Annotated in this window: 23 protein-coding genes and 3 tRNA genes; 11 read left to right on the top strand and 15 right to left on the bottom strand. The window is 62.1% G+C overall.

The window, feature by feature from the left end:
• Positions 1–73: 73 nt before the first annotated feature.
• A complete protein-coding gene (tuf, locus tag FJ938_RS25385) occupies positions 74–1,249 on the bottom strand; it encodes an elongation factor Tu (protein WP_010909256.1) in 1,176 nt (391 codons plus the stop codon).
• 294 nt (positions 1,250–1,543) lie between these two features.
• Between tuf and FJ938_RS25380 the strand changes: the two genes are divergently transcribed.
• Positions 1,544–2,431: a DMT family transporter gene (locus FJ938_RS25380; protein WP_140698618.1), complete on the top strand. Its 888-nt coding sequence runs from the start codon at positions 1,544–1,546 to the stop codon at positions 2,429–2,431.
• A gap of 85 nt (positions 2,432–2,516) precedes the next feature.
• Here the strand turns inward: FJ938_RS25380 and FJ938_RS25375 are convergent, their stop codons facing one another.
• On the bottom strand, positions 2,517–2,774 hold the full coding sequence (locus tag FJ938_RS25375; RefSeq protein WP_140609805.1) for a GlsB/YeaQ/YmgE family stress response membrane protein: 258 nt from the start codon (positions 2,772–2,774) through the stop codon (positions 2,517–2,519).
• Positions 2,775–2,904: 130 nt separating this feature from the next.
• Here FJ938_RS25375 and FJ938_RS25370 point away from each other — a divergent pair, with 130 nt between their 5' ends.
• Positions 2,905–3,357 carry a YidB family protein gene (locus FJ938_RS25370; RefSeq protein ID WP_140698615.1) on the top strand — a complete coding sequence of 151 codons (453 nt, stop codon included), beginning with the start codon at positions 2,905–2,907 and terminating at the stop codon, positions 3,355–3,357.
• A gap of 72 nt (positions 3,358–3,429) precedes the next feature.
• On the opposite strand, the gene FJ938_RS25365 is transcribed toward FJ938_RS25370, so the two are convergent.
• Together FJ938_RS25365 and FJ938_RS25360 are read right to left on the bottom strand one after the other, a co-directional pair.
• Positions 3,430–3,503, bottom strand: a tRNA-Gly gene (locus tag FJ938_RS25365).
• A gap of 91 nt (positions 3,504–3,594) precedes the next feature.
• Positions 3,595–3,679 (bottom strand) — tRNA-Tyr (locus FJ938_RS25360).
• Between the two features lie 200 nt (positions 3,680–3,879).
• Between FJ938_RS25360 and FJ938_RS25355 the strand changes: the two genes are divergently transcribed.
• Positions 3,880–4,728 (top strand): RNA methyltransferase, encoded by an 849-nt coding sequence (locus FJ938_RS25355; protein WP_140698612.1) that lies wholly within the window; start codon positions 3,880–3,882, stop codon positions 4,726–4,728.
• Positions 4,729–4,859: 131 nt separating this feature from the next.
• Here the strand turns inward: FJ938_RS25355 and FJ938_RS25350 are convergent, their stop codons facing one another.
• From FJ938_RS25350 to gcl, 3 genes are all read right to left on the bottom strand, one after another.
• On the bottom strand, positions 4,860–5,777 hold the full coding sequence (locus FJ938_RS25350) for a 2-hydroxy-3-oxopropionate reductase (RefSeq protein ID WP_140698609.1): 918 nt from the start codon (positions 5,775–5,777) through the stop codon (positions 4,860–4,862).
• A 193-nt stretch (positions 5,778–5,970) separates the two neighbouring features.
• Positions 5,971–6,768 (bottom strand): 2-oxo-tetronate isomerase, encoded by a 798-nt coding sequence (gene otnI, locus FJ938_RS25345; RefSeq protein ID WP_140698606.1) that lies wholly within the window; start codon positions 6,766–6,768, stop codon positions 5,971–5,973.
• Positions 6,769–6,777: 9 nt separating this feature from the next.
• Positions 6,778–8,559, bottom strand: coding sequence for a glyoxylate carboligase (gene gcl / locus FJ938_RS25340; protein WP_140698603.1), 1,782 nt, complete (start codon positions 8,557–8,559; stop codon positions 6,778–6,780).
• Between the two features lie 214 nt (positions 8,560–8,773).
• Between gcl and bhcR the strand changes: the two genes are divergently transcribed.
• Together bhcR and FJ938_RS30140 are read left to right on the top strand one after the other, a co-directional pair.
• The gene (bhcR, locus tag FJ938_RS25335) at positions 8,774–9,592 is read left to right on the top strand and encodes an HTH-type transcriptional regulator BhcR (protein ID WP_140698600.1); all 819 of its coding nucleotides are present in this window, start codon (positions 8,774–8,776) and stop codon (positions 9,590–9,592) included.
• Between the two features lie 316 nt (positions 9,593–9,908).
• Positions 9,909–10,160, top strand: a complete 252-nt coding sequence (locus tag FJ938_RS30140) for a hypothetical protein (RefSeq protein WP_246673509.1) — start codon at positions 9,909–9,911, stop codon at positions 10,158–10,160.
• A gap of 75 nt (positions 10,161–10,235) precedes the next feature.
• On the opposite strand, the gene FJ938_RS25325 is transcribed toward FJ938_RS30140, so the two are convergent.
• From FJ938_RS25325 to FJ938_RS25315, 3 genes are all read right to left on the bottom strand, one after another.
• The gene (locus FJ938_RS25325) at positions 10,236–10,541 is read right to left on the bottom strand and encodes a BA14K family protein (protein WP_140609755.1); all 306 of its coding nucleotides are present in this window, start codon (positions 10,539–10,541) and stop codon (positions 10,236–10,238) included.
• Positions 10,542–10,766: 225 nt separating this feature from the next.
• A complete protein-coding gene (locus FJ938_RS25320; protein WP_140698597.1) occupies positions 10,767–10,988 on the bottom strand; it encodes a hypothetical protein in 222 nt (73 codons plus the stop codon).
• 188 nt (positions 10,989–11,176) lie between these two features.
• Positions 11,177–11,344 (bottom strand): hypothetical protein, encoded by a 168-nt coding sequence (locus FJ938_RS25315; RefSeq protein ID WP_140698594.1) that lies wholly within the window; start codon positions 11,342–11,344, stop codon positions 11,177–11,179.
• A gap of 156 nt (positions 11,345–11,500) precedes the next feature.
• On the opposite strand from FJ938_RS25315, the gene FJ938_RS25310 reads away from it, so the two are divergent.
• Positions 11,501–11,576: transfer RNA gene (locus FJ938_RS25310), tRNA-Thr, on the top strand.
• 58 nt (positions 11,577–11,634) lie between these two features.
• Here the strand turns inward: FJ938_RS25310 and FJ938_RS25305 are convergent.
• Positions 11,635–12,201, bottom strand: a complete 567-nt coding sequence (locus tag FJ938_RS25305; RefSeq protein WP_140698591.1) for a DUF2569 family protein — start codon at positions 12,199–12,201, stop codon at positions 11,635–11,637.
• A gap of 127 nt (positions 12,202–12,328) precedes the next feature.
• Positions 12,329–12,943: a TetR/AcrR family transcriptional regulator gene (locus FJ938_RS25300; RefSeq protein WP_140698588.1), complete on the bottom strand. Its 615-nt coding sequence runs from the start codon at positions 12,941–12,943 to the stop codon at positions 12,329–12,331.
• Positions 12,944–13,034: 91 nt separating this feature from the next.
• Here FJ938_RS25300 and FJ938_RS25295 point away from each other — a divergent pair, with 91 nt between their 5' ends.
• Genes FJ938_RS25295 through FJ938_RS25275 form a run of 5 tightly spaced genes read left to right on the top strand, consistent with a single transcriptional unit; the run spans position 13,035 to position 17,607 of the window.
• Positions 13,035–14,120, top strand: coding sequence for a spermidine/putrescine ABC transporter substrate-binding protein (locus FJ938_RS25295; RefSeq protein ID WP_140698586.1), 1,086 nt, complete (start codon positions 13,035–13,037; stop codon positions 14,118–14,120).
• A 13-nt stretch (positions 14,121–14,133) separates the two neighbouring features.
• On the top strand, positions 14,134–15,000 hold the full coding sequence (locus tag FJ938_RS25290) for an ABC transporter permease (protein WP_140609751.1): 867 nt from the start codon (positions 14,134–14,136) through the stop codon (positions 14,998–15,000).
• Position 15,001: 1 nt separating this feature from the next.
• Entirely contained in the window at positions 15,002–15,784 is a 783-nt protein-coding gene (locus FJ938_RS25285) for an ABC transporter permease (RefSeq protein WP_140698583.1), read from the top strand.
• Positions 15,781–16,845, top strand: coding sequence for an ABC transporter ATP-binding protein (locus FJ938_RS25280; protein WP_140698581.1), 1,065 nt, complete (start codon positions 15,781–15,783; stop codon positions 16,843–16,845). The genes FJ938_RS25285 and FJ938_RS25280 overlap by 4 nt, the downstream gene beginning before the upstream one ends.
• Before the next feature lie 3 nt (positions 16,846–16,848).
• Complete coding sequence (locus FJ938_RS25275) at positions 16,849–17,607, top strand: MBL fold metallo-hydrolase (RefSeq protein WP_140698578.1); 759 nt, start codon at positions 16,849–16,851, stop codon at positions 17,605–17,607.
• A gap of 5 nt (positions 17,608–17,612) precedes the next feature.
• Here the strand turns inward: FJ938_RS25275 and FJ938_RS25270 are convergent, their stop codons facing one another.
• The 3 genes from FJ938_RS25270 to FJ938_RS25260 all read right to left on the bottom strand — a co-directional run.
• A complete protein-coding gene (locus FJ938_RS25270; protein ID WP_246673507.1) occupies positions 17,613–18,377 on the bottom strand; it encodes a TetR/AcrR family transcriptional regulator in 765 nt (254 codons plus the stop codon).
• Between the two features lie 29 nt (positions 18,378–18,406).
• The gene (locus FJ938_RS25265; protein ID WP_140698575.1) at positions 18,407–19,834 is read right to left on the bottom strand and encodes an amidase; all 1,428 of its coding nucleotides are present in this window, start codon (positions 19,832–19,834) and stop codon (positions 18,407–18,409) included.
• Positions 19,835–19,930: 96 nt separating this feature from the next.
• The coding region (locus tag FJ938_RS25260; protein ID WP_140698572.1) for an extracellular solute-binding protein at positions 19,931–20,774 on the bottom strand (844 nt) is incomplete at its 5' end.

Below are 20,774 nucleotides of genomic sequence, written 5' to 3'. Positions count from 1 at the left end.
CACGCCGCGCCGAAAACAAAAAAGGCGGCCCGAAGACCGCCCTTTCCTTACCGAACCGGCAGCGCCGGATCGATTATTCTTTGATGGTGACGACGATGCCGGCACCGACGGTGCGGCCGCCTTCACGGATGGCGAAGCGCAGCTTCTCTTCCATGGCGATCGGCACGATCAGTTCGACATCGACCGTGATGTTGTCGCCGGGCATCACCATCTCGGTGCCGGCCGGCAGCGACACGATGCCGGTCACGTCGGTCGTGCGGAAGTAGAACTGCGGACGGTAGTTGGTGAAGAACGGCGTGTGACGGCCACCCTCGTCCTTGGTCAGGATGTAGGCTTCGGCCACGAACTTCTTGTGCGGCTTCACCGTGCCGGGCTTGGCCAGAACCTGGCCGCGCTCGACGCCTTCACGATCAACGCCGCGCAGCAGCGCGCCGATGTTGTCGCCGGCCTGGCCCTGGTCGAGCAGCTTGCGGAACATCTCGACGCCCGTGCAGGTCGTCTTGGTCGTCGGACGGATGCCGATGATTTCCAGTTCCTCGCCGACCTTGACCACGCCGCGCTCGACGCGGCCGGTCACCACCGTGCCGCGGCCCGAGATCGAGAACACGTCCTCGATCGGCATCAGGAACGGCTTGTCGAGTGGACGGACCGGCGTCGGGATGTAGGCGTCGACCTGAGCCATCAGCTCGCGGATCGCGTCCTCGCCGATCGTCTTGTTCGAATCCTCGAGCGCGGCCAAGGCCGAACCCTTGACGATCGGAATGTCGTCGCCGGGGAATTCGTTCTTCGACAGCAGCTCGCGAACCTCGAGCTCGACCAGCTCCAGCAGCTCGGCGTCATCGACCTGGTCGACCTTGTTCAAAAACACCACGATCGACGGCACGCCGACCTGGCGGGCCAGCAGGATGTGCTCGCGGGTCTGCGGCATCGGGCCGTCGGCGGCCGACACCACCAGGATCGCGCCGTCCATCTGCGCCGCACCGGTGATCATGTTCTTCACATAGTCGGCGTGGCCGGGGCAGTCGACGTGCGCATAGTGGCGGTTGGCCGTCTCGTATTCGACGTGAGCCGTCGAGATCGTGATGCCGCGCGCCTTCTCTTCCGGCGCCGCATCGATCTGGTCGTAGCGCTTGTACTCGCCAAAATACTTCGTGATCGCCGCCGTCAGCGACGTCTTGCCATGGTCAACGTGACCAATCGTGCCGATGTTCACATGAGGCTTAGTGCGCTCGAATTTACCTTTTGCCATAGTCTCTTTCCTTGGACGGCCTGGACCTTCAGTTCAGTCGAATGCGGGGCGATTAGCGACAAAGGCCAAAAAACACAAGCGTCTTTTGGCCGGGTGCAGTCTCACTCGGTCCGAACCAGCGATCCGATTGCGGGGATATGACGCCGATATAGGAAGGTTCGGGACAAAAATGAAATGGGCGCGGAGCCGACCGATCGAAGCCGGTATCGCGCTCTGTTCCCGCCAATCGCTGTCTGGTTCACGGCCAGTTGATGGCCCATTGCAGCCGCTGGCGAGGTCTGATTTCCTGACCGGATGCATTTCCTTCCGACGACCGTTCGCGGCCCGCTTTTCATGATCGTCTCGACCGGATCGTATCTCGTCAACGATACGATGATGAAACTCGCGACCACGGGCCTGCCCTCCTACGAAGTGCTGTTTCTGCGCGGCGCGGCCGCAACGCTCTGGGGCTTTCCGCTGCTGTTTCTCCTTGGCCACGGCAAACAGATCCCCCTGATCTTCGACGGCCAAGTGCTGCGCAGGAACCTGCTCGAACTGGCGGCGATCCTTTGCTATGTCGTGGCGCTCGCTAACATGCAGATCGCGGATTCCACCGCGCTCGGACAGATCACGCCGCTGCTGATGCTGGTCGGCTCCTCGGTCCTGTTCGGGGAGCGCATCGGCGGCCAACGCATGGCGCTGATCGGGCTCGGCTTCATCGGCGCATTGATGGTGGCGCAGCCGACCATGCAGGGCATTTCGGTCTACGCCCTGCTTGCGCTCGGCAATGCGGCACTGGCAGCCGCGCGCGACCTTGCCGGCAGGCGCGTTTCGGCCGAGGTGCCGGGAATGATCGTGGCGATTTCCGCCGTCGTGGTGGTGCTGATCGGCTCGGGTGCGGCACATCTGGTTTCGGAGCGCTGGGTGGCGCCCGAGACGCGTCACCTGCTGCTGATGGCCGGCGCCGGATTTTTCCTGATCTTCGGCCATTTCTTCATCTTCATGGCCTACCGCATCGGACCGACCAGCGCCGTGGCGCCATTTTACTACTGCTTCACCGTCTGGGCGGTCATTTCTGGCCTGCTCGTATTTGGACAATTTCCCAATGCGCTGGCCGTCTGCGGTATCCTGCTTGTCGTCGCCAGCGGGCTCGCCATCGTGTCGCTCAACGAACGCAAGCGCCGGCTCGCCTTGGTCGCTTGAGTCAATACGCAGACCGGCCGGCGGATGGAGCCGCAAACACGGCTCCATCCAACGCCCGCAGATGGCAGACGAAGAGCCGACGCGTCTAGATGGTGCGCTTGCCGCTGAACTGGTGATACGCCCACAGCACGACGACGGCGCCGACCACCGCAACAATCAGGCTCCAGATGTTGAGGCCGGTGACCCCCGATGCACCGAAAGCACTGAAGATCAGGCCGCCGACAACGGCACCGACGATGCCGAGCACGATGTCCATAATCAGGCCCTGGCCGGTCTTGTTGACGATCTTGCTGCCGATGAAGCCGGCGATCACGCCGAGAATGATCCAGCTGATGATACCCATTTTTTCCTCTCCATCCCCTGCCAACCCGACATTTTCATATGATTGTCAAAAGCTCAAGCCAGCTTGAAATTCTGCCTGCATGCGTCATTGTTGGACATGGGCCGGGCTTGGTTGAGATGGAGGATCCACTATGGGACTTTTCGACAACGCCGTTCCCGGCGGCAACATCACCAAACCGCTGATGATCGCGCTCGGCGCGCTGCTGGTCGGCAAGATGCTGAGCGGCAGAAGCGCCGACCAGCCGGACCAGCAGACTCAAGCGCCTGCTCCGACCGAAGCCAAACCCGGCGACGGTGGCCTGCTCGGCGGTCTGGGCGGCCTGCTCGGCAAGCTCAGGGACGCCGGCCATGGCAATGTCGCCGATTCCTGGGTCGGCACCGGGCAGAACCAGTCGATCAACGCCAATGATCTGGGTGCAGCACTCGGGCCGCAGGTCATCCATGAGATCGCGCAGCGCACCGGCATGGACGAGCAGGAACTGCTCAAGCAGCTTTCCACCGCCCTGCCCGGCATCGTCGACAGACTGACGCCAAACGGTCAGTTGCCGCCGCAACACCAGGTGGCCTCCGCGTTCAACAGTTAACGCACGCATGCCCTGAAGCGCTGCGCGCTTTGCCGTGCAGCGTGGGGTCTAGCAATGATGAGGAAGAGATTCTGGAGCGGGTAGCGGGAATCGAACCCGCATATTCAGCTTGGAAGGCTGCTGCTCTACCACTGAGCTATACCCGCGCCTTGCACTGAAGTACCGGATTCACCCGAAAAGCGCCATGCGCTTTTCGCCTCCGATGCTTTTCTCGTTTCAGGGCTTCCGGGCCGGCAGTGGTGGAGAGGGTTGGATTCGAACCAACGTAGGCTAAGCCAACGGATTTACAGTCCGTCCCCTTTAACCACTCGGGCACCTCTCCAGTCTGCCGCCGGAGCCATGCAACGAGGCATTCACGCCGATCCGGACCCGAGATAGATGTCTTCTCCGAAATCAGCGAAGCGCCTTATGGCGGCAAGGCCAGTGGGTGTCAACCGCGCCGGAAGGGTTTTTCGATGTTGTTCGCCGGCTGCGGCGACGGGCCATATCCCTGGCTGCGGGACCCAGCTATAGAAGCCAGCCATGAGCAACAAGACCAACACGCCGAAAGACACCCACTACGCCAAACTGCGCCGCGCCCATCGCGACGAGAAAAGCGGCGGCGCGCCGGCGTTCCGGCCGCGCCAGTCCGTTCCGCCGGGCGAGAATGCCGCCGATGGCGTGGTGCGACTTTATGGCCTGCACACGGTGCGTGCCGCGCTCGACAATCCGCGCCGCAAGATCCGGAAAATGCTGGTGACGCGCAATGCGGCCGAGCGTCTTGACATAGCCGACCTCGCCGCCCTGTCCTTCAAGGCGGAACTGGTCGAACCCAGGGACATCGACAAGATCACCGGATCGGATGCCGTGCACCAAGGGGTGCTGATCGAGGCGGAACCGCTGAAGCCCAAGCGCCTCGACGCGCTCGGTGACACAAGGCTGGTGCTGGTGCTCGACCAGGTCACCGACCCGCACAATGTCGGTGCCATCCTGCGCTCGGCGGTCGCCTTCGGCGCCGGCGCGTTGATCACCACCGCGCGTCACAGCCCGCAGGAATCGGGCGTGCTGGCGAAATCCGCCTCCGGCGCGCTGGAGCATATCGACCAGATCGAGGTGAAGAATCTCGCCGACGCGCTCGGGCAATTGCACGAGGCCGGCTTCCAGACGATCGGTCTTGATTCGGACGGGCCAGCGGAAATCGAGACCAGCTTTGCCGGCGAGAAGATAGCGCTGGTGCTCGGCGCCGAGGGCAAGGGCCTGCGCCAGAAGACGCGCGAGACCGTGACCACGCTGGCGCGGCTCGACATGCCCGGCGCCATCCGCTCGCTCAACGTGTCGAACGCGGCGGCGGTCAGTCTCTATGCCGCGCGGGCATTTTTGAAGCGCGGCTGAGCGGGAAACGGCAGAGCCGCCTGCCGGGAAGGTCACGAAACGAGAAACGGGTTTCGGCGACATCAGCCGAAACCCGTTCTTGGTAGGGCAAGAAGTGGCGGCTTGGGAACGTTATGCCGCCGCCTCCGGACCTATGCCGCTTTGCCTTCGAGTCCGGCTGCCTCACTGCCGACCTCGAAATTGGCCATCCGCTCCAGCGCCCGGACCAAGGCCGAGTGATCCTCCTTGGCACCACCATTGGCCGCGCAGGAATTGAACAGTTGCTGGGTGGTCGAGGTGTTGGGCAGCGACACGCCGAGCGCCTTGGCGCCCTCCAGCGCCAGATTCAGATCCTTCTGGTGCAGTTCGATGCGGAAGCCCGGCGCGAAGGTGCGCTTGACCATGCGCTCGCCATGCACTTCGAGGATGCGCGAGGCCGCCAGCCCGCCCATCAAGGCTTGCCTGACCTTTGCCGGATCGGCGCCGGCTTTCGACGCGAAAACAAGCGCTTCGGCGACGGCTTCAATGGTCAGCGCGACGACGATCTGGTTGGCGACCTTGGTAGTCTGGCCAACACCGTTCGGTCCGACCAGCGTGATGTTCTTGCCCATCTTCTCGAAAACCGGCCTGGCGCGTTCAAATGCCTTTTCCTCGCCGCCGACCATGATGGTGAGCGACGCCGCCTTGGCGCCGACCTCGCCGCCCGAAACCGGCGCATCGAGATAGTCGCAGCCGAGATCATTGATCTTCCCCGCGAATATCTTGGTCTCGATCGGCGAGATCGAGCTCATGTCGATCACCAGCTTGCCCTTGGTCAGGCCTGACGCAACGCCGTTCTCGCCGAACAGCACATCGGCCACCTGCGGCGTGTCGGGCACCATGGTGATGACGATGTCGGCAGCCTTGGCCACGGCGGCATGGCCGGTGACGGTTTTCAGGCCTTTGGCGGCCAACTCTGCCGGTGGCTTGGAGCGGTGGTCGCTTGCGATGATCGTATAACCGGCGTCGAGCAGATGCCCTGCCATCGGCGCACCCATGATGCCGAGGCCGATGAAGCCGATGGTTTCCATTGATCTTCTCCTGAAGGTCTCTGTTCAAATGTATCGAAGGTCGGCGCTGCCCCTCATCCGCCTCCCGGCACCTTCTCCCCGTGAAAGACGGGGAGAAGGGACAAAGCTCCAGCGCAGGCGGCCCCCTCTCCCCGTTCTTCACGGGGAGAGGATAAAGGGTGAGGGACAGCGCCAGCCGTGGTTGGAAATCCGCCTAAGCCGCAGCGCTCCCCTGCCCGGCGAACTCGCTGAACCAGCCTAATCCGGCCTCCGTGCCGGCCTTCGGCTTGTATTCGGCGCCGATCCAGCCGGAATAGCCGAGGCGGTCGATGTGCTCGTAGAGGAAGGGATAGTTGATCTCGCCCGTCCCCGGCTCGTGACGGCCGGGATTGTCCGCAAGCTGGATATGCGCGATGCGGCCGAGGTTTGCCTCGATTTTCCGGGCGAGATCCCCCTCCATGACCTGCATGTGATAGATGTCATATTGCAGGAACAGGTTTTTTGAGCCGACACGATCGATGACCGCCAGCGCCTGCTCCGAATAGTTCAGGAAGAAGCCTGGAATGTCGCGCGTGTTGATCGGCTCGATCAGCAGCCTGATGCCGGCCTGCTCCAATTTCTCCGCCGCGAAGGCGAGGTTTTCGGCAAAGACGTCTTCCAGCACCTTGCGGTTGACACCGGCCGGCGCGATGCCGGCCAGGCAATTAACCTGCTCGCAGCCGAGCGCCTGCGCATAGGTGATCGCCTTGGCGATGCCCTGGCGAAATTCCGGCACACGGTCCGGCAGCACGGCGATACCGCGCTCGCCCTTGCCCCAGTCGCCGGCCGGCAGGTTGAACAGAACCTGCGTCAGGCCGTTCTTCTTCAGCCTCGCGGCCACCACATCAGGCGCATGATCATAGGGGCCGATATATTCGACGCCCTTGAAGCCCGCGCGGGCGGCTGCGTCAAAACGGTCGAGGAAATCGTGCTCGCCAAAGAGCATCGACAGATTGGCTGAAAAACGCGGCATTCTTCTCTCCTAATCCAACATGACGATCGCAGTCGGCGCGTCTTCCTGACGTTCGGCAAGGTCCTCGAATTCGGTGATCTTGTCGATCTCGGTGCCCATCGAGATGTTGGTGACGCGTTCGAGGATGAATTCGAGCACGACCGGGACCCGGTGTTCCTTCATCAGCCGCTGCGCTTGCTTGAAGGCGGCGGCGAATTCCTCGGGCTTGCGCACCCTGACCGCCTTGCAGCCCATGGCCTCGGCAACGGCGACATGGTCAACGCCATAACCGGCTTCGGGGTCGTCGGCGCGGTTGATGTTTTCGAAGGCAAGGCTGACCTCGTAGTCCATCGAGAAGCCGCGCTGCGCCTGGCGGATCAGGCCGAGATAGGCGTTGTTCACGACGACGTGGATGTAAGGCAGTCTGTGCTGCGCGCCGACCGCCAGTTCCTCGATCATGAACTGGAAATCATAGTCGCCCGACAGGGCCACGATGGTGCGGTCCGGATCGGCGGCGCGAACGCCAAGTGCTGCCGGCAGCGTCCAGCCAAGCGGGCCGGCCTGGCCGCAATTGATCCAGTTGCGCGGCTTGTAGACATGCAGGAACTGCGCGCCGGCAATCTGCGACAGGCCGATCGTGGTGACGTAGGTGGCGTCGCGGCCGAACGCCTTGTTCATCTCCTCATAGACACGCTGCGGCTTCAGCGGCACCTGTTCGAAATGGGTCTTGCGCTTCATCGTCTTCTTGCGGCCCTGGCACTCCCTCGCCCAGCCCGACCAGTCGCGCAATTTGCCAGCCGTCTTCCACTCGGTGGCGACGTCGAGCAGCACCTTCAATGCGGCACCCGCATCCGAGACGACACCAAGATCCGGCGCGAAGACGCGGCCGATCTGCGTCGGCTCGATGTCGACATGGATGAATTTCTTGCCCTTGGTGTAGACGTCGACCGAGCCGGTGTGGCGGTTGGCCCAGCGGTTGCCGATGCCGAAGACGAAGTCGGCTTCCAGCATCGTCGCATTGCCGTAGCGGTGCGAGGTCTGCAGCCCGCACATCCCAGCCATTAGCCGGTGGTCGTCGGGGATCGCGCCCCAGCCCATCAGCGTCGGGATGACCGGCACGCCCGTGATTTCGGCGAATTCGATCAGCAGATCCGACGCATCGGCATTGATGATGCCGCCACCGGCGACGATCAGCGGCTTTTCGGCGGCATTGAGCATGGTCAGCGCCTTTTCGGCCTGCGCGCGCGTCATCGCCGGTTTGAATGGCATCAGCGGCTCATAGGCCTCGATGTCGAACTCGATCTCGGCCAGTTGGACGTCGACCGGCAGGTCGATCAGCACTGGGCCCGGCCGCGACGAGCGCATCAGGTGGAATGCCTTCTGCAGCGCCATCGGCACCAGATAGGGTTCCATGACTGTGACCGCCCATTTGGCGACAGGCGACGCGATCGCGGCGATGTCGACGGCCTGGAAATCCTCTTTGTTGAGCCGCGCACGCGGCGCCTGCCCGGTGATGCACAGGATCGGAATGGAATCGGCGGCAGCCGAATAGAGACCGGTGATCATGTCGGTGCCGGCGGGACCCGAGGTGCCGATGCACAGCCCGATATTGCCCGCCTTTGCGCGGGTGTAGCCTTCGGCCATGTGCGAGGCGCCCTCGACGTGACGGGCCAGGACATGGCGGATAGTGCCCCTCGCCTTCAGCGCCGAATAGAGCGGATTGATCGCCGCGCCCGGCACGCCGAAGGCGCAGGAGATGCCTTCTTTTTCGAGAACGAGAACCGCGGCATCGACAGCGCGCATCCTGGCCATTTTCCGGCCCTCCACAGGGGTTGTCGTTGTTGGATTGACTAAGGATGTCAGCAAGCCGGCTATTTTTCAATTTTTTCAGAATATTTTTTCATTTCTAGAAAACGGCCGCTATGCATTGATTTTATTTGCCTTCCGGTTTTTCAGGAATTTGCTCGCCGATAGCGGTGGAAAACTTTTTCATTTCCTTGCTCGGCGAAATCGGTGACAATGTGCAATGGAAACCCCCGAAAAACGACAGCGCGGCCGCCCGCGCGCCTTCAACGGGCCATCCGAGGCCAATTCGGTTCAATCGCTCGATCGGGCCTTGCGGATCCTGGCCATCGTCGCCGAGGGTAGCGGCCTGTCGCTGAGCGAGATATCAGCGCGGAGCGGGCTTGCGGCCTCCACCGCCTACCGCATGCTGACGACGCTTCAAAACCACGGCATGGTCGAGTTCGACACGAGCGACCAGCTGTGGTCGATCGGTGTCGAGACTTACCGCATGGGCGCGGCATTCCTGCGCCGCCGCAAGCTGGTCGACCGCGCCCGCATCGTTATGCAGGAATTGATGGAGAACACCGGCGAAACGGCAAATCTCGGGGTCGCCGAAGATGATTGCGTGGTGTTCGTGAGCCAGGTCGAGACGCATCAGGCGATCCGCGCCTTCTTTCGTCCGGGCACGCGCAGCCCCTTCCATGCGTCCGGCATCGGCAAGGCGGTGCTGGCGCATCTCGAACCGGAGCGCGTCGGGACCATCCTGCGCAAGGCCGGCCTGCAGCGTTTCACTGACAAGACGCTCTCCGAGATCCCTGCCCTCGCCCACGACCTGGCGACGATCAAGCAGCGCGGCTGGTCGGTCGACGACGAGGAACGGCACCCCGGCATGCGCTGCGTGGCGGCGGCCATCTTCAACGAGTTCGGCGAACCGATCGGTGGCGTCTCGGTGTCGGGCCCGACCGTGCGGGTGACGCCGGAGCGGCTGGCCGAAATCGGCCCGATGGTGCGCAATGCGGCGGCAGAGGTAACCAGGATGATCGGCGGGACAACGGGCTGATCGGCTGCAGCGCGCTCTTGTCGCTGATAGGAGTTTGGCCCGCTGGACGCGCATCAAATGCCTATACATCGTGGGTTGCCGCGCCAAAGGCCGACGACAAGCGGCGTGATTGGAATGCATGCGAAAGGGCACGCATGAGGAAAACGGTTCCGCTTCTGCTTGCCGCTTCACATTGCGGATGTGTGGCGGCAGCGCCCAAACCCGATCCTGGGGACCAGCGCGTCAATCCGATCCCGATCTCGCTTGCTCTGGAGGAGATCGTCACCACGGGCATCGCCGGCGCCTGGAGGACCCTGCCTCCGCCAGGTTCGGGACGATGCTTGCCGGCGAGCGGACCCGCAACGGCCACCGGGAGATCGTGATCTGCGGCCATGTCAGCGTCAAGAAATCTTCCGGCGACCATGGCACCGACGAACCTTTTGCCGCCAAGATCTATCCCGAGGCGGGAAGCAGCTTCGAACTCGTCGCGATGGGTGACCAGTCACCGAATGCGAGCCTCCTCATTGGCGACACCTGCCGTGCCGCCGGATTAGCGATCCTGGACTCCAAACTGAAGGCTAGTCTCTAAACGCGACCTTCCGGCGTTCAAACGAGGAAAAGGGGCCGCGTGCAGCCCCTCTTGCCTGTGTTGGCACACCTTCTCTCAAAGACGGCAGTAGTGGCTGTAGCCGTCGTGGCCGATATAGGTGTCGGAGTCCGGATCGTAGCTCGAATAGCGTTCGAAGCAGCGGCGTACATGCCAGGAACCGCCATCTTCGTCGACATAGACAGTTCGCGGCTGCTGCTGGGCGAGTAGGCTGCCGAGGACGAAACCGCCAACACCGGCGGCGATGCCGATGCCGAGGTCGTGGTGATGCGAGTGAGCCGCCGAGGGCTGAACGGTGCCGACCAAAGCGGTGGCGGCGACAGTGGTGGCGACGAGGCCGGAAACGAGTATGCGCTTGAACATGACGATCTCCTTGGTTCATTGACCGAGGCGATCCATCCGCCTCTTGATCATCTGTCGCGGTGACAAGGAAAAAGGTTCGAAAGATTTCTCGGGCGGACAAAGATCGACCAGCTCGACGTGGCCACGTGGCGCCAGTCATCAACGATGAAATCGGCGCATGGCGGCACGCGGACGCAAGAAGGGCGGCCGAAGCCGCCCTTCTTCGATCGCACCGTCAGGCTATGTTCAGTAGACGATGATGTGATGGTGATGATGGTGGTGGTGATGGTGCCACCAGTAATCCGGGTAATCAGGGTAATCCGGGTAGTCTGAATAGTACGACCAATCCTCGTAATGATGATGGTGGTGGTGCATACCGTAAGCTGACGACGTCTGAACCGTGGCGGCCAGCGCGCCTGTGGCGACGAAAATGGCTACGAGAGCGGAAGTGAGCGTGCGCTTGAACATGATGATCTCCTGGATCCTTGACCGAGGCGACCATTCGCCTCTGGAGATCAGTCGACGGAGGGCGGCAAAAGGTTCGAAGGCCGGGGAGATTTTCCGGCTGAGCCGGAAAAAGCGAGTGGTGAGTAGTGAAGACAGGATCACGAACGTCGGGTCACTACTGACTACTGACTACTGACTACTTCCTGACCTCATCCCATGCCGGTGATATGGCGAAGCCAGAAGGCGAGCGCGATGAAGCCGATGATGGTGGTCACGCCGGTCCAGTCGACATTGGCCTTCTTCACGTCACTGATGAGCTTCACCAGCAGCATCCAGGCGATGACGGCGATCGGAAGAATGACGACAAGCCTGATCATGCGACACTCCAGTTCGAAGCGATTGCACCTGCCTTACATGTAGGAAGCACGTTTGCGGATTTCAGCGTGGGGCCCACGCGTCATCGACCAGGGCACGAAGCCGAAAAACGGAGTTTTGTCTTTACTGGCGCGACAAATATGCTAACGGGGCGCCATGCCCTTGTAGCTCAGCTGGTAGAGCAGCGGTTTTGTAAACCGAAGGTCGCGGGTTCGATTCCTGCCGGGGGCACCAGTTCCTAACGTGTACGACCCAGCAGCCCAAAACTGTATTCGACCACAGGCGCTCCCCTCTACGAGGCGCTCGCGATTTGGGCAGACACGTTCGTCCTGGTGAACGTATTTCTCACCCTGATCGACCTGTGGAGATAAGCGGCCCAGATGCCGGTCACCACAAACGAGGCTATGGGTGCCACCAATGCATCGCCTGCAAGCGCTTGGTTCACCGAGACGCCCAAAATCGATGAGATCCAGATCGTGTCCAAGATGAACACGACCGGAATTGCAAACCACTGGAACAGAAACAATTGCGGGAAGCGGTGGCTTCGTCGCAGCATCGAAACCAGCACGACCAGCTGAAGCGCCAGAAACGCCAGATTGAGGGCAACTTCGCCATACGCCGCCAGAGCCCCATTCGGCAGGGTCACGAGTTGCTGGTAACCTTCGACCGAATTGGCCAATTCCGCGATCGTACGCAGCGGTGACAATGTCTGACCGATCGCCAGCAGCATCAACCAGCCGCCGAAACCCGCAAGTGTCGCTGGATTCTGTGATGGCTTCGCGGCTGACCGGACGGCAAAGAAAACAGGCACGCCGATCAGCAACAGTACTATTGCCCAATGCCAGATGGAAAACGACATCTTTATCCCCCTTTTATGCCCCTTCAGGTTGTATCATATTTTAAATTCAACTCAAGAGGTGAAGCTCGCGAGAGCCACGTCGGATGTCGAAGCGGCGATTTCTGCTGCCTGCTCCTGACAGTTAGTTTCACACCCCGATCGCCGCCACCAATATCCGGTTCTGCCGCCTTATCGCCGCGCGCAATTCCGGTATTCCTGCCTTCTCGCGTTTCACGAACTCGATGAACATCATGTTCATGTTGTTGAAGATCAGTTCGCCGAGTGACGCCCCGTCGATGTCCTGACGTACCAGGCCGAGCGCCTGCAGCCGGGCGATCAGTGCGCGTATCTGCTCGGTCAGCGATCGGTCGAGCGCGCTGTAGGCCTGCCCGAACGGGCTGTCTGGCAGCTGCGTCGAGATCGCCATCGCCTGCCGCCACATCTCCTTGCTGAGATAATGCAGGGAGTGCTCGATATAGATGCCGACCAGCATGTCCAGCGCATCGCCGATATTGGCCGGCGGGTTGGCAACGACACCGCGTCCAGCATTGAGGACCTCGCTGACCTCGAGCGAGACGATGGCACCGAGGATGTCGCCCTTGTTCTGGTAGTAATTGTAGATCGTGCCGATCGAGACTTCGGCTTGCGCCGCTATCGTCTCGATCTTGGCGCCCTCGTAACCGGTCTCGCGGAAAAGCGCCGCCGCCGCCTCGATGATGCGCCTGTGACGGTCCGCCTTTTGCCTTGCCCTCAATCCGCTCATGTCGGCCTCTTGCCACAAAAACAGAATTGACTCAATTTTAGAATTGGTTCAATTTTTTGCAAGAAGCCACAAAGGCAAGGGAGAACACTCGATGTCCGTCAAATCCGCGAATCCGCTTTCTGGCCTGAAACGCCATCTGCATCGAGCTTGCGCCACCGCGGCCCTGCTGCTTGGGGGCGGCAGCCTCGCCCAGGCCGCCGATCTCAACGCGCTGATCTGGTGCGACCATTCCGATCCGGCGCTGCTCCAGCCCTTCGAGACGGCCAACAACGTCAAGGTCAACGTCAAGGAATTCGAGGGCACCGGCGCTGGTCTCGCCATCGTCGAGCAGTCCCAGCCCGGCGACTGGGACGTGATGGTGATCGACTCGATCGACGTGCCGCGCGGCGTCGAGAAAGGCCTGTTCGAGCCGCTGCCGGAAGACAAGCTGCCCTTCGCCGACCTTTTCCCGCAAGTGAAGATGGACAAGTCGACGATGATCGACGGCAAGCGCTACGGCATCACCGAAAAGTTCGGCTACAACACGATCGGCTTCAACAAGACCAAGGTCGATCCGGCCGACATGCAGTCTTTGGCGTCGCTGACCAGCGACAAGTACAAGGGCAAGGTCGCCATATACGATTACTACCTGCCGGTCATCGGCATGGCGGCGCTGGCCATCGGCAAGAAGACGGCTGATCTCACCGAGGCCGACCTGCCCGCCCTCAAGGAAGAGCTCCTGAAGATGAAGGCCAATGCCAAGCTGGTCGGCGAAGTAACCGCCAGTCAGACCGCGCTCGCCACGGGTGAAGTCGACATACTGGTCGGCGGCGGCGAGTGGGTGACGGCGGGACTGGCGAAGGAGAACCCAGCGCTGGATTTCTCCATCCCGAAAGAGGGCGCGGTACTGTGGTCGCAGTCGCTGGCCATGTTCAAGGATTCCAAGAACAAGGACATGGCGCTGAAGTTTATCCAATACATACTGAGCCCCGAGGGCCAGGCGCGGCTTGCCACATCGTCCTGCTATTGGGGCATGCCGTCGAACACCAAGGCCGCGCTCACCGACGACCAGAAGAAGGTCCTGCGGTTCGACGAGCAGCCGGGCTTCCTGGCTCGTGCGCAAGCCTATCCGGCGCCCAATGCCGACCTCGACAAGAAGATGCAGGATATGTGGACCGAAATGCTGCAAGCAAAGTGAGCGATCTCCGCTCATGAGCACAACTGAAAACAACGGGCGTCCTCGGCCCCGGGCGGGTCGCACCCTGCCCTGGGTGCTGGTCATGCCCGCGCTCGGCTGGACGCTGCTGTTCTTCGTGCTGCCCTTCGCCGCCATGGGGCTTTCCAGCCTGACGACGCATGAGGGCGGCGGTTTCACCCTCGCCAACTACAGCCAGTTCTTCACCAACCCTTCCTACTGGCAGGCGATGGTGAACTCGCTGCAGGTCACGGCAATCGTCACCGTGGTTTCGGTGCTGCTCGCCTACCCCTTCGCCTGGATCCTGGCCGAACAGGTGCCGGAGCGCTGGCAGCGCCTGGCGCTGATGCTGGCCGTGCTGCCGTTCTGGACGTCCTATGTCGTGCGCTCCTATTCCTGGCTGCTGGTGCTGGCGCAGAACGGCGTCATCAACCGCGCGCTGATAGGTTCGGGCCTGATCTCGGAGCCGCTGCAGCTCGCCAACACGCGTTTGGCCACGGTCACCGGCTTCGTGCATTTCTTCGTCATGCTGTTGACGCTGACCATTTTCGCCAACCTCAAGCAGCTCAGCCCTAGCTATCGCAAGGCGGCCGCCGATCTCGGCGCCGGACCGGTGCGCACCTTCCTGCACGTCATCCTGCCGCTGACCTTGCCCGGCATCATGGTCGGCGCCTTCCTGACCTTCGTGCTGTGCATCGGCGACTACATCACGCCGCAGATTCTCGGCGGCAACAACGAGCTTCTGATGCCGCAGTTGGTGATGATGCAGATCGGCCGGCGCGGCGATTTTCCGCTGGCCTCGGCGCTGTCTATTATCTTGATGGCGGTGGTGACCATCGCCTACCTCGCCTGCGCGCGCTGGCTGAAGATCGAGCGGGCCTGACATGCGCCGGTCTGTCCGCGTCATTTCCTGGGTCTATTCGCTTGCCGTCTACGGCTTCATCTTCCTGCCGGTTGTCGTGCTGGTGCTGTTCTCGTTGCAGTCGACCTCCTTCCCCATCCCGCCCTTCACCGGCCCGTCGCTGCGCTGGTACGATGCCGTGCTCTCCGACGCCAGGCTGACCTCGGCGCTGGTCAATTCGCTGCTGGTCGCGGTGCTTTCCTCGGCGAGCGCCGTTACGCTCAGCTTCCTCTCGGCCTGGGGCTTCGCCCGCTTCGTGCTGCCGGGCTCGGGCGTGCTGCGCGGCCTGATCACGCTGCCGCTGACGGTCAGCTATCTCATCATCGGCATGGGGCTTCTGGTGCTGTTCAACTGGGCCGGCGTGCCGAAGTCGCTGCTTGCCGCCGGTGTCGGCCATGTCGTGATCAACCTGCCGCTCTGCTTTGCCATCATCTACAGCCAGATGGGCGACCATCAGATCAACATCGAGCGTGCCGCGCGCGACCTCGGCGCGCCGGAGTGGAAGGTGCTGCTCCTCATCACCGTGCCGGTCATGGCGCCGGCCATCTTCGCCGGCTTCTTCCTGTCGATGACCTTCTCCTGGGACGAGTTCGTGATCTCTTTCCTACTCACTCGTTTCGACACCACATTGCCCGTGGAAATCTGGAACCTGCTGCGCTCCGGCCTCAATCCAAAAACCAATGCCGTCGGTTCGCTGGTCTTTGCCGTTTCCATCGTGCTGGTGGTGCTGTTCGAACTGACTTTGCTGCGCAGGAGAAAGCCATGACCGCGCCCCTGGTCGACATCCGCAGTGTCTCGCACCGTTTCGGGCAGCTGGCCGTGCTGAAGAACGTCTCGCTGCGGATCGAGCCCGGCAGCTATACGATCCTGCTCGGGCCGTCGGGCTCCGGCAAGACGACGCTGCTGTCCATACTGGGCGGCTTCGTCACCCCAAGCGAAGGCAAAGTCTTTATCCGTGGCGAGGACTGCACATCGGTGCCGCCGGCCAAGCGGCCGACGACAACCGTGTTCCAGGACTACGCGCTGTTTCCGCATATGAGCGTCGCCGGCAATGTCGGCTTCGGCCTGCGTATGCAGGGCGTCGATGGCGCAACACGCGCCGCCCGGGCGCGCGAGGCGCTGGCGCTGGTAGGCCTTGCCTCCGCCTTCGACAAGAAGCCGCACCAGCTTTCCGGCGGCCAGCGGCAGCGCGTCGCGCTGGCGCGTGCGCTGGTCATCGAGCCGGCGGTACTTTTGCTCGACGAACCGCTCGGTGCGCTCGATCTCAAACTGCGGCGGCAGATGCAGGACGAGTTGAAGGCGATCCAGAAGCGCGTCGGCACCGCCTTCATCCATGTCACCCACGACCAGGAGGAGGCGATGGCGCTGGCCGACCACTGCGTGGTCATGAATGATGGGCGCATCGAGGACAAAGGCCCGCCCGAACGTGTCTATGCCAGGCCGGCGACGCGCTTTTCGGCGACCTTCATGGGCGAAAGCACGATCCTTGCCGGAACGGTGATGAAAGCAACAAACGGTGCAATCACGGTTTCGACGCCAGCGGGTGCGATCTCGCTGTCCGGCGCTCAGCCGGCCGGTACCGGCATTGCGCTTGCTATCCGGCCGGAACACCTGCGCCTTGGTGAGACCAAAAGCGATATTGCGCTGGGTGCCGCCAAAGTCAGCGATGTCGTCTTCCAAGGCAGCTTCAAACGCGTGCTGGCGACTTCGGCGTTGGATCCGGCACTGCAGTTCATCGCCAAGGCACCCGCATCCACAACTGTTCAGGCAGGCGACACTGTCGTGGTTTCGTGCAACGCTGACGACATCATCCAGCTGGCGGACTGAGACATGAGTGTGCTTCCAGCTATCGACGCGGCAGACTGGTACGAGACCATCCGCATGGCCGACGGCGTCACGCTGATCCATGAACCATGGATCAAACCGTTCTTCCGCTGCAACATGTGGCATGTGCGCGGTCGCGACCGCGATCTCCTCTTCGACACCGGGCTCGGCCATTTCAGCCTGCGCACGCATGTGCCTTTGACGGAGCGCAAGCTCATCTGCGTCGCCAGCCACACGCATTTCGACCATATCGGCTGTCACCACGAATTTCCCGACCGTTGCGTGCACAGCGCCGAAGCGGAAATCCTCGCCGATCCGCGCAGCGAATGGACGGTTGCCGACCGCTACGCCACCGACGAAATGTTCGATCGGCTGCCGCAAGGCTGGGACACCGCGCGCTACGACATTTTACCCGCGCCGGCCGACCGTCTGCTCGAGCATGGCGATATTGTGGATCTCGGTGACCGTGCCTTCGAGGTCGTCCATACGCCGGGCCATTCGCCTGGCGGCATCGCGCTCTACGAGACAAAGACCGGCATCCTGCTGTCCGGCGACATCATCTATGACGGCCCGCTGATCGACGACGTCTACCACTCGGACATCCCGGACTATATGGCCACGCTGATCGCCATGCGCGACCTTGATGTCTCGGTCGTGCATGGTGGCCATTTCCCGAGCTTCGGCAGAGTGCGCTACCGCCAGCTGATCGACGAGTACCTGGCGCGGAAGCGCCAGGCCGGCTGCCATTTGCGGCAGCGCCCCTAACGGGCTCAACGCATCAATTCGAAATGTCGCGGAAATGCCTGATGCAGCAGGAGCAGCATCGTCTTGCGCAGAACGTCGGTATCGCGGCCGGAAGGGTTCAGATGATCCCAATACCATGCACCGTGAACCAGGTAATTCAGGCTCTCTGAGAGAGTGTTGATATCGACGCCGGCATAGCCGCCGCCACGCGCGATCTCGATCAACAGCTCGCGCGCTTCGGCGGTGTAGGCGAGGTCACTGGGCAGGCCAATCTCATTGTAGATCTGCATGCTCTTGCGGTCGCTGGAGAACACGACGAAGACCGACACCCATTTCGGATGCTGTCGGGCAAAACGTTGCGCGCATTCGACGGCTCCCAGCAGCCTGTCAACCGGCGAGAGGCCGGGCGCCCGCACCAGGTTGAACCACAGCTCGTCATACTGGTCGCTGAGATATTGCAGGACGGCCCGGAACAAGTTCTCCTTGCTGCCAAAATGGAAGACGACCAGCGCGTTGGACGAGCCGACATGTTCGGCAATGCGCTGCATGGTGACACTCGCCAGGCCCTCCTCCGCGATGAGCTCGACGGTGGCGTCGATGATGCGCTGCACGCTCGCTTCGCCGCGTTCGCGCCGACGGTCCCTGGACGGGGCATCGTTTGCCGACTCCCTGCCCTTCGTCGCCGCGGCCTTGCGTTTCTCCGGCTTTGCGGTTGCCTTGCGCTGCGCCATTTTCGTCAGCCCTTTCGGACCCGTGGCGGAAATATTTCGCCGCACGGATTGCTTTGCCATACGGACCGCCTGCTCATCCCCCAAACCGCTTAAAGCGACGGGCGTGTCCCGGCATTTCCATACCATTGCCCCCGAGCCGTTTCATAGGCCAGCCCGGCCCGGAAAACATCAGCATCGCAGTAGGTGCGGCCGACGATCTGGATGCCTGTCGGCACGCCGTTGGCGGCGTGGCCAGACGGCATGGAAAGAACCGGGCAGCGGCTCATCATGTTGAACGGCGTCGTCATCACCCAGCCCAGCGACGGGTTCACCTGCTTCCCGTTGATCTCGACAGTGTCCCTGGTCTGGTCGAACTCCGCCGGAACCGCCGGGATAGCGTTTGTCGGGCAAATGAGCACGTCATACTTTTCCAGCAACGGGCCAAGGGTCTGGTACATCCTGCCGGCGACATCCAGTGTTGCGACAAAATCCGTGGCCTTCGACTTTTGCCCGTCCTCGGCGAACTTGCGGGCATAGCTGGTCATGTCGTCGGCGTGCCGTTGGAGCAGTTGCGAGAGCGACGCGCCGAACAGATGCTCGAGATACATCATGGCGGCCTTGAGCACCTCATCGCCCCAGCCCAGATCGACCTCCTCGACAGTGGCGCCCAGCGACCGGAAGACGTCGCACGCGGTAAGCGTGTTCTTGCGAACCTCCGGATTCACCTCATAGGAGCCGAGATCCATGGAGAAAGCGATCCTCCAGCCCTGGATCGGCTTATAGTCGGACGGCAGGCGCAATTTGGGGCGAAGCGTCGCGATGTCGAGCGGGCTTGGCCCGGCCATGACGTTCTGCAGCAGGATCGCGTCCTTCACGGTTCGCGCCAACGGTCCCGTGTGGCAGTAGAAGTCGAGATTGAAGGGCGGATCATCCGGGTTTCGGCCGTAGGGCGGCTTGAAGCCGACAAGGCCGCAAGCCGATGCGGGAATGCGGATCGACCCGCCAATGTCGGATCCCGTCGCGATCGAGGAGGTGCCCGAAGCCAGCGTCGCCGCCGCGCCGCCCGATGAACCGCCCGGAGTGAAGTCCGGGTTCCATGGATTGCGCGTGACGCCCCATCGCTTCGACCAGGTATAGCCGGCGCAGCTGAATTCTGGCGTCGCGGTACGCGCGTGGACGATGCCGCCGGCCTTGATGATGCGCTCATTCATGGTCGAGGTGTGGCCGCCAATGGCATCTTTCGACAGCAGCGAACCGTGCGATGTCGGCTTGCCCTTGATGTAGCTCTCGTCCTTGATGCCGATCGGCAGGCCCTCGAGCGCACCGGTTCTGGCGCCTTTGGCGTATTTCGCCTCGGCCTTGGCGGCCAGCTCCATCGCCTCCTCGAAATGCGTGAACGTGAAGCAGTTGATCGCCGATCTGGTGGCTTCGGCGCGGCGAATGGTGGCCCGCATCAATTCGACGGGCGAGAGTTTCTTCGCCTTGAACAGCCGCAGCGCCTCATGGGCCGGCATGTAGCAAAGGTCGAGATCGGACATCGGAAGTCTCCCGCGATCAAGAGACCGCACTTGGCATGAAGGTGGCCGGGCCGCGCGTTGCGGCCCGGTGGCTGTTCCCGGAGTCGGCTGGCAGCGCTATTTCTGGAGGTCGGTCCAGATTTTCGTGTAGAGCGCCTGCACATTCGGCGGACAGGCCTGCATGAACTGGCCCTTGGCGGCAAATTCGGCCGGAATTGCCACTTCAGGCGCGGCCTTCATGTCGTCCGGCATGAAAGCGTCGGATCCCTTGATGCCATTGGAGTAGCGCGCGAAGGCCGAGATCATCGCGGCATTCTTTGGGTCCATGATGAAATTCTGGAAAAGCTTGGCGTTCTCGATATTCTTGGCGTCCTTGAGGACGGCGACATTGTCCATCCAGATCGGAAAGCCTTCCTTCGGATAGCCGTAGACGATCTTGTCGTTCTGCAGCCGCTCGCGCAGCGATATGCCATTCCAGTTGACGCCGGCGGCAATGTCGCCCCTGCCCAGGCCGTCGACGGCCGCATAGTCGAGCGAAAGCCATTTCGCCTTCGCCTCGATCAGCTTGTCGTGCACCTTCTTCAGCACTTGCATGTCGTCGGTGCAATATTTGCCGCCCTCGTAGGCGATGGCGAGGAACAGGATATCGCCCATTTCGGGGACGACGTTGATCTTGCCGGCGAGTTCCGGCGGCGGGTCGAGGAAGATCGCAGAGGTGTTCGGGTCGCCGGCATAAACCGACTTGTTCACCGAAATGCCCGTTGTCCCCCACTGCCACGGAACGGTGTATTTGCGGCCCGGATCGAACGGGACATCGACCCATCGCGGATCGACATTCTTGAAATTCTCCATCTTGCTGGGATCGGTCTCGAGCAACAGGCCTTCGCTGATCCAGACCGGGACGGCGCTGGCCGACGGCACCACGATATCGTAGCCGGACGCGCCCTGGCGGACCTTGGCC

The organism is Mesorhizobium sp. B2-4-14 (genome assembly GCF_006442155.1).
Classification (GTDB): domain Bacteria; phylum Pseudomonadota; class Alphaproteobacteria; order Rhizobiales; family Rhizobiaceae; genus Mesorhizobium.
This window is presented reverse-complemented; position numbering and strand designations above follow the sequence as displayed.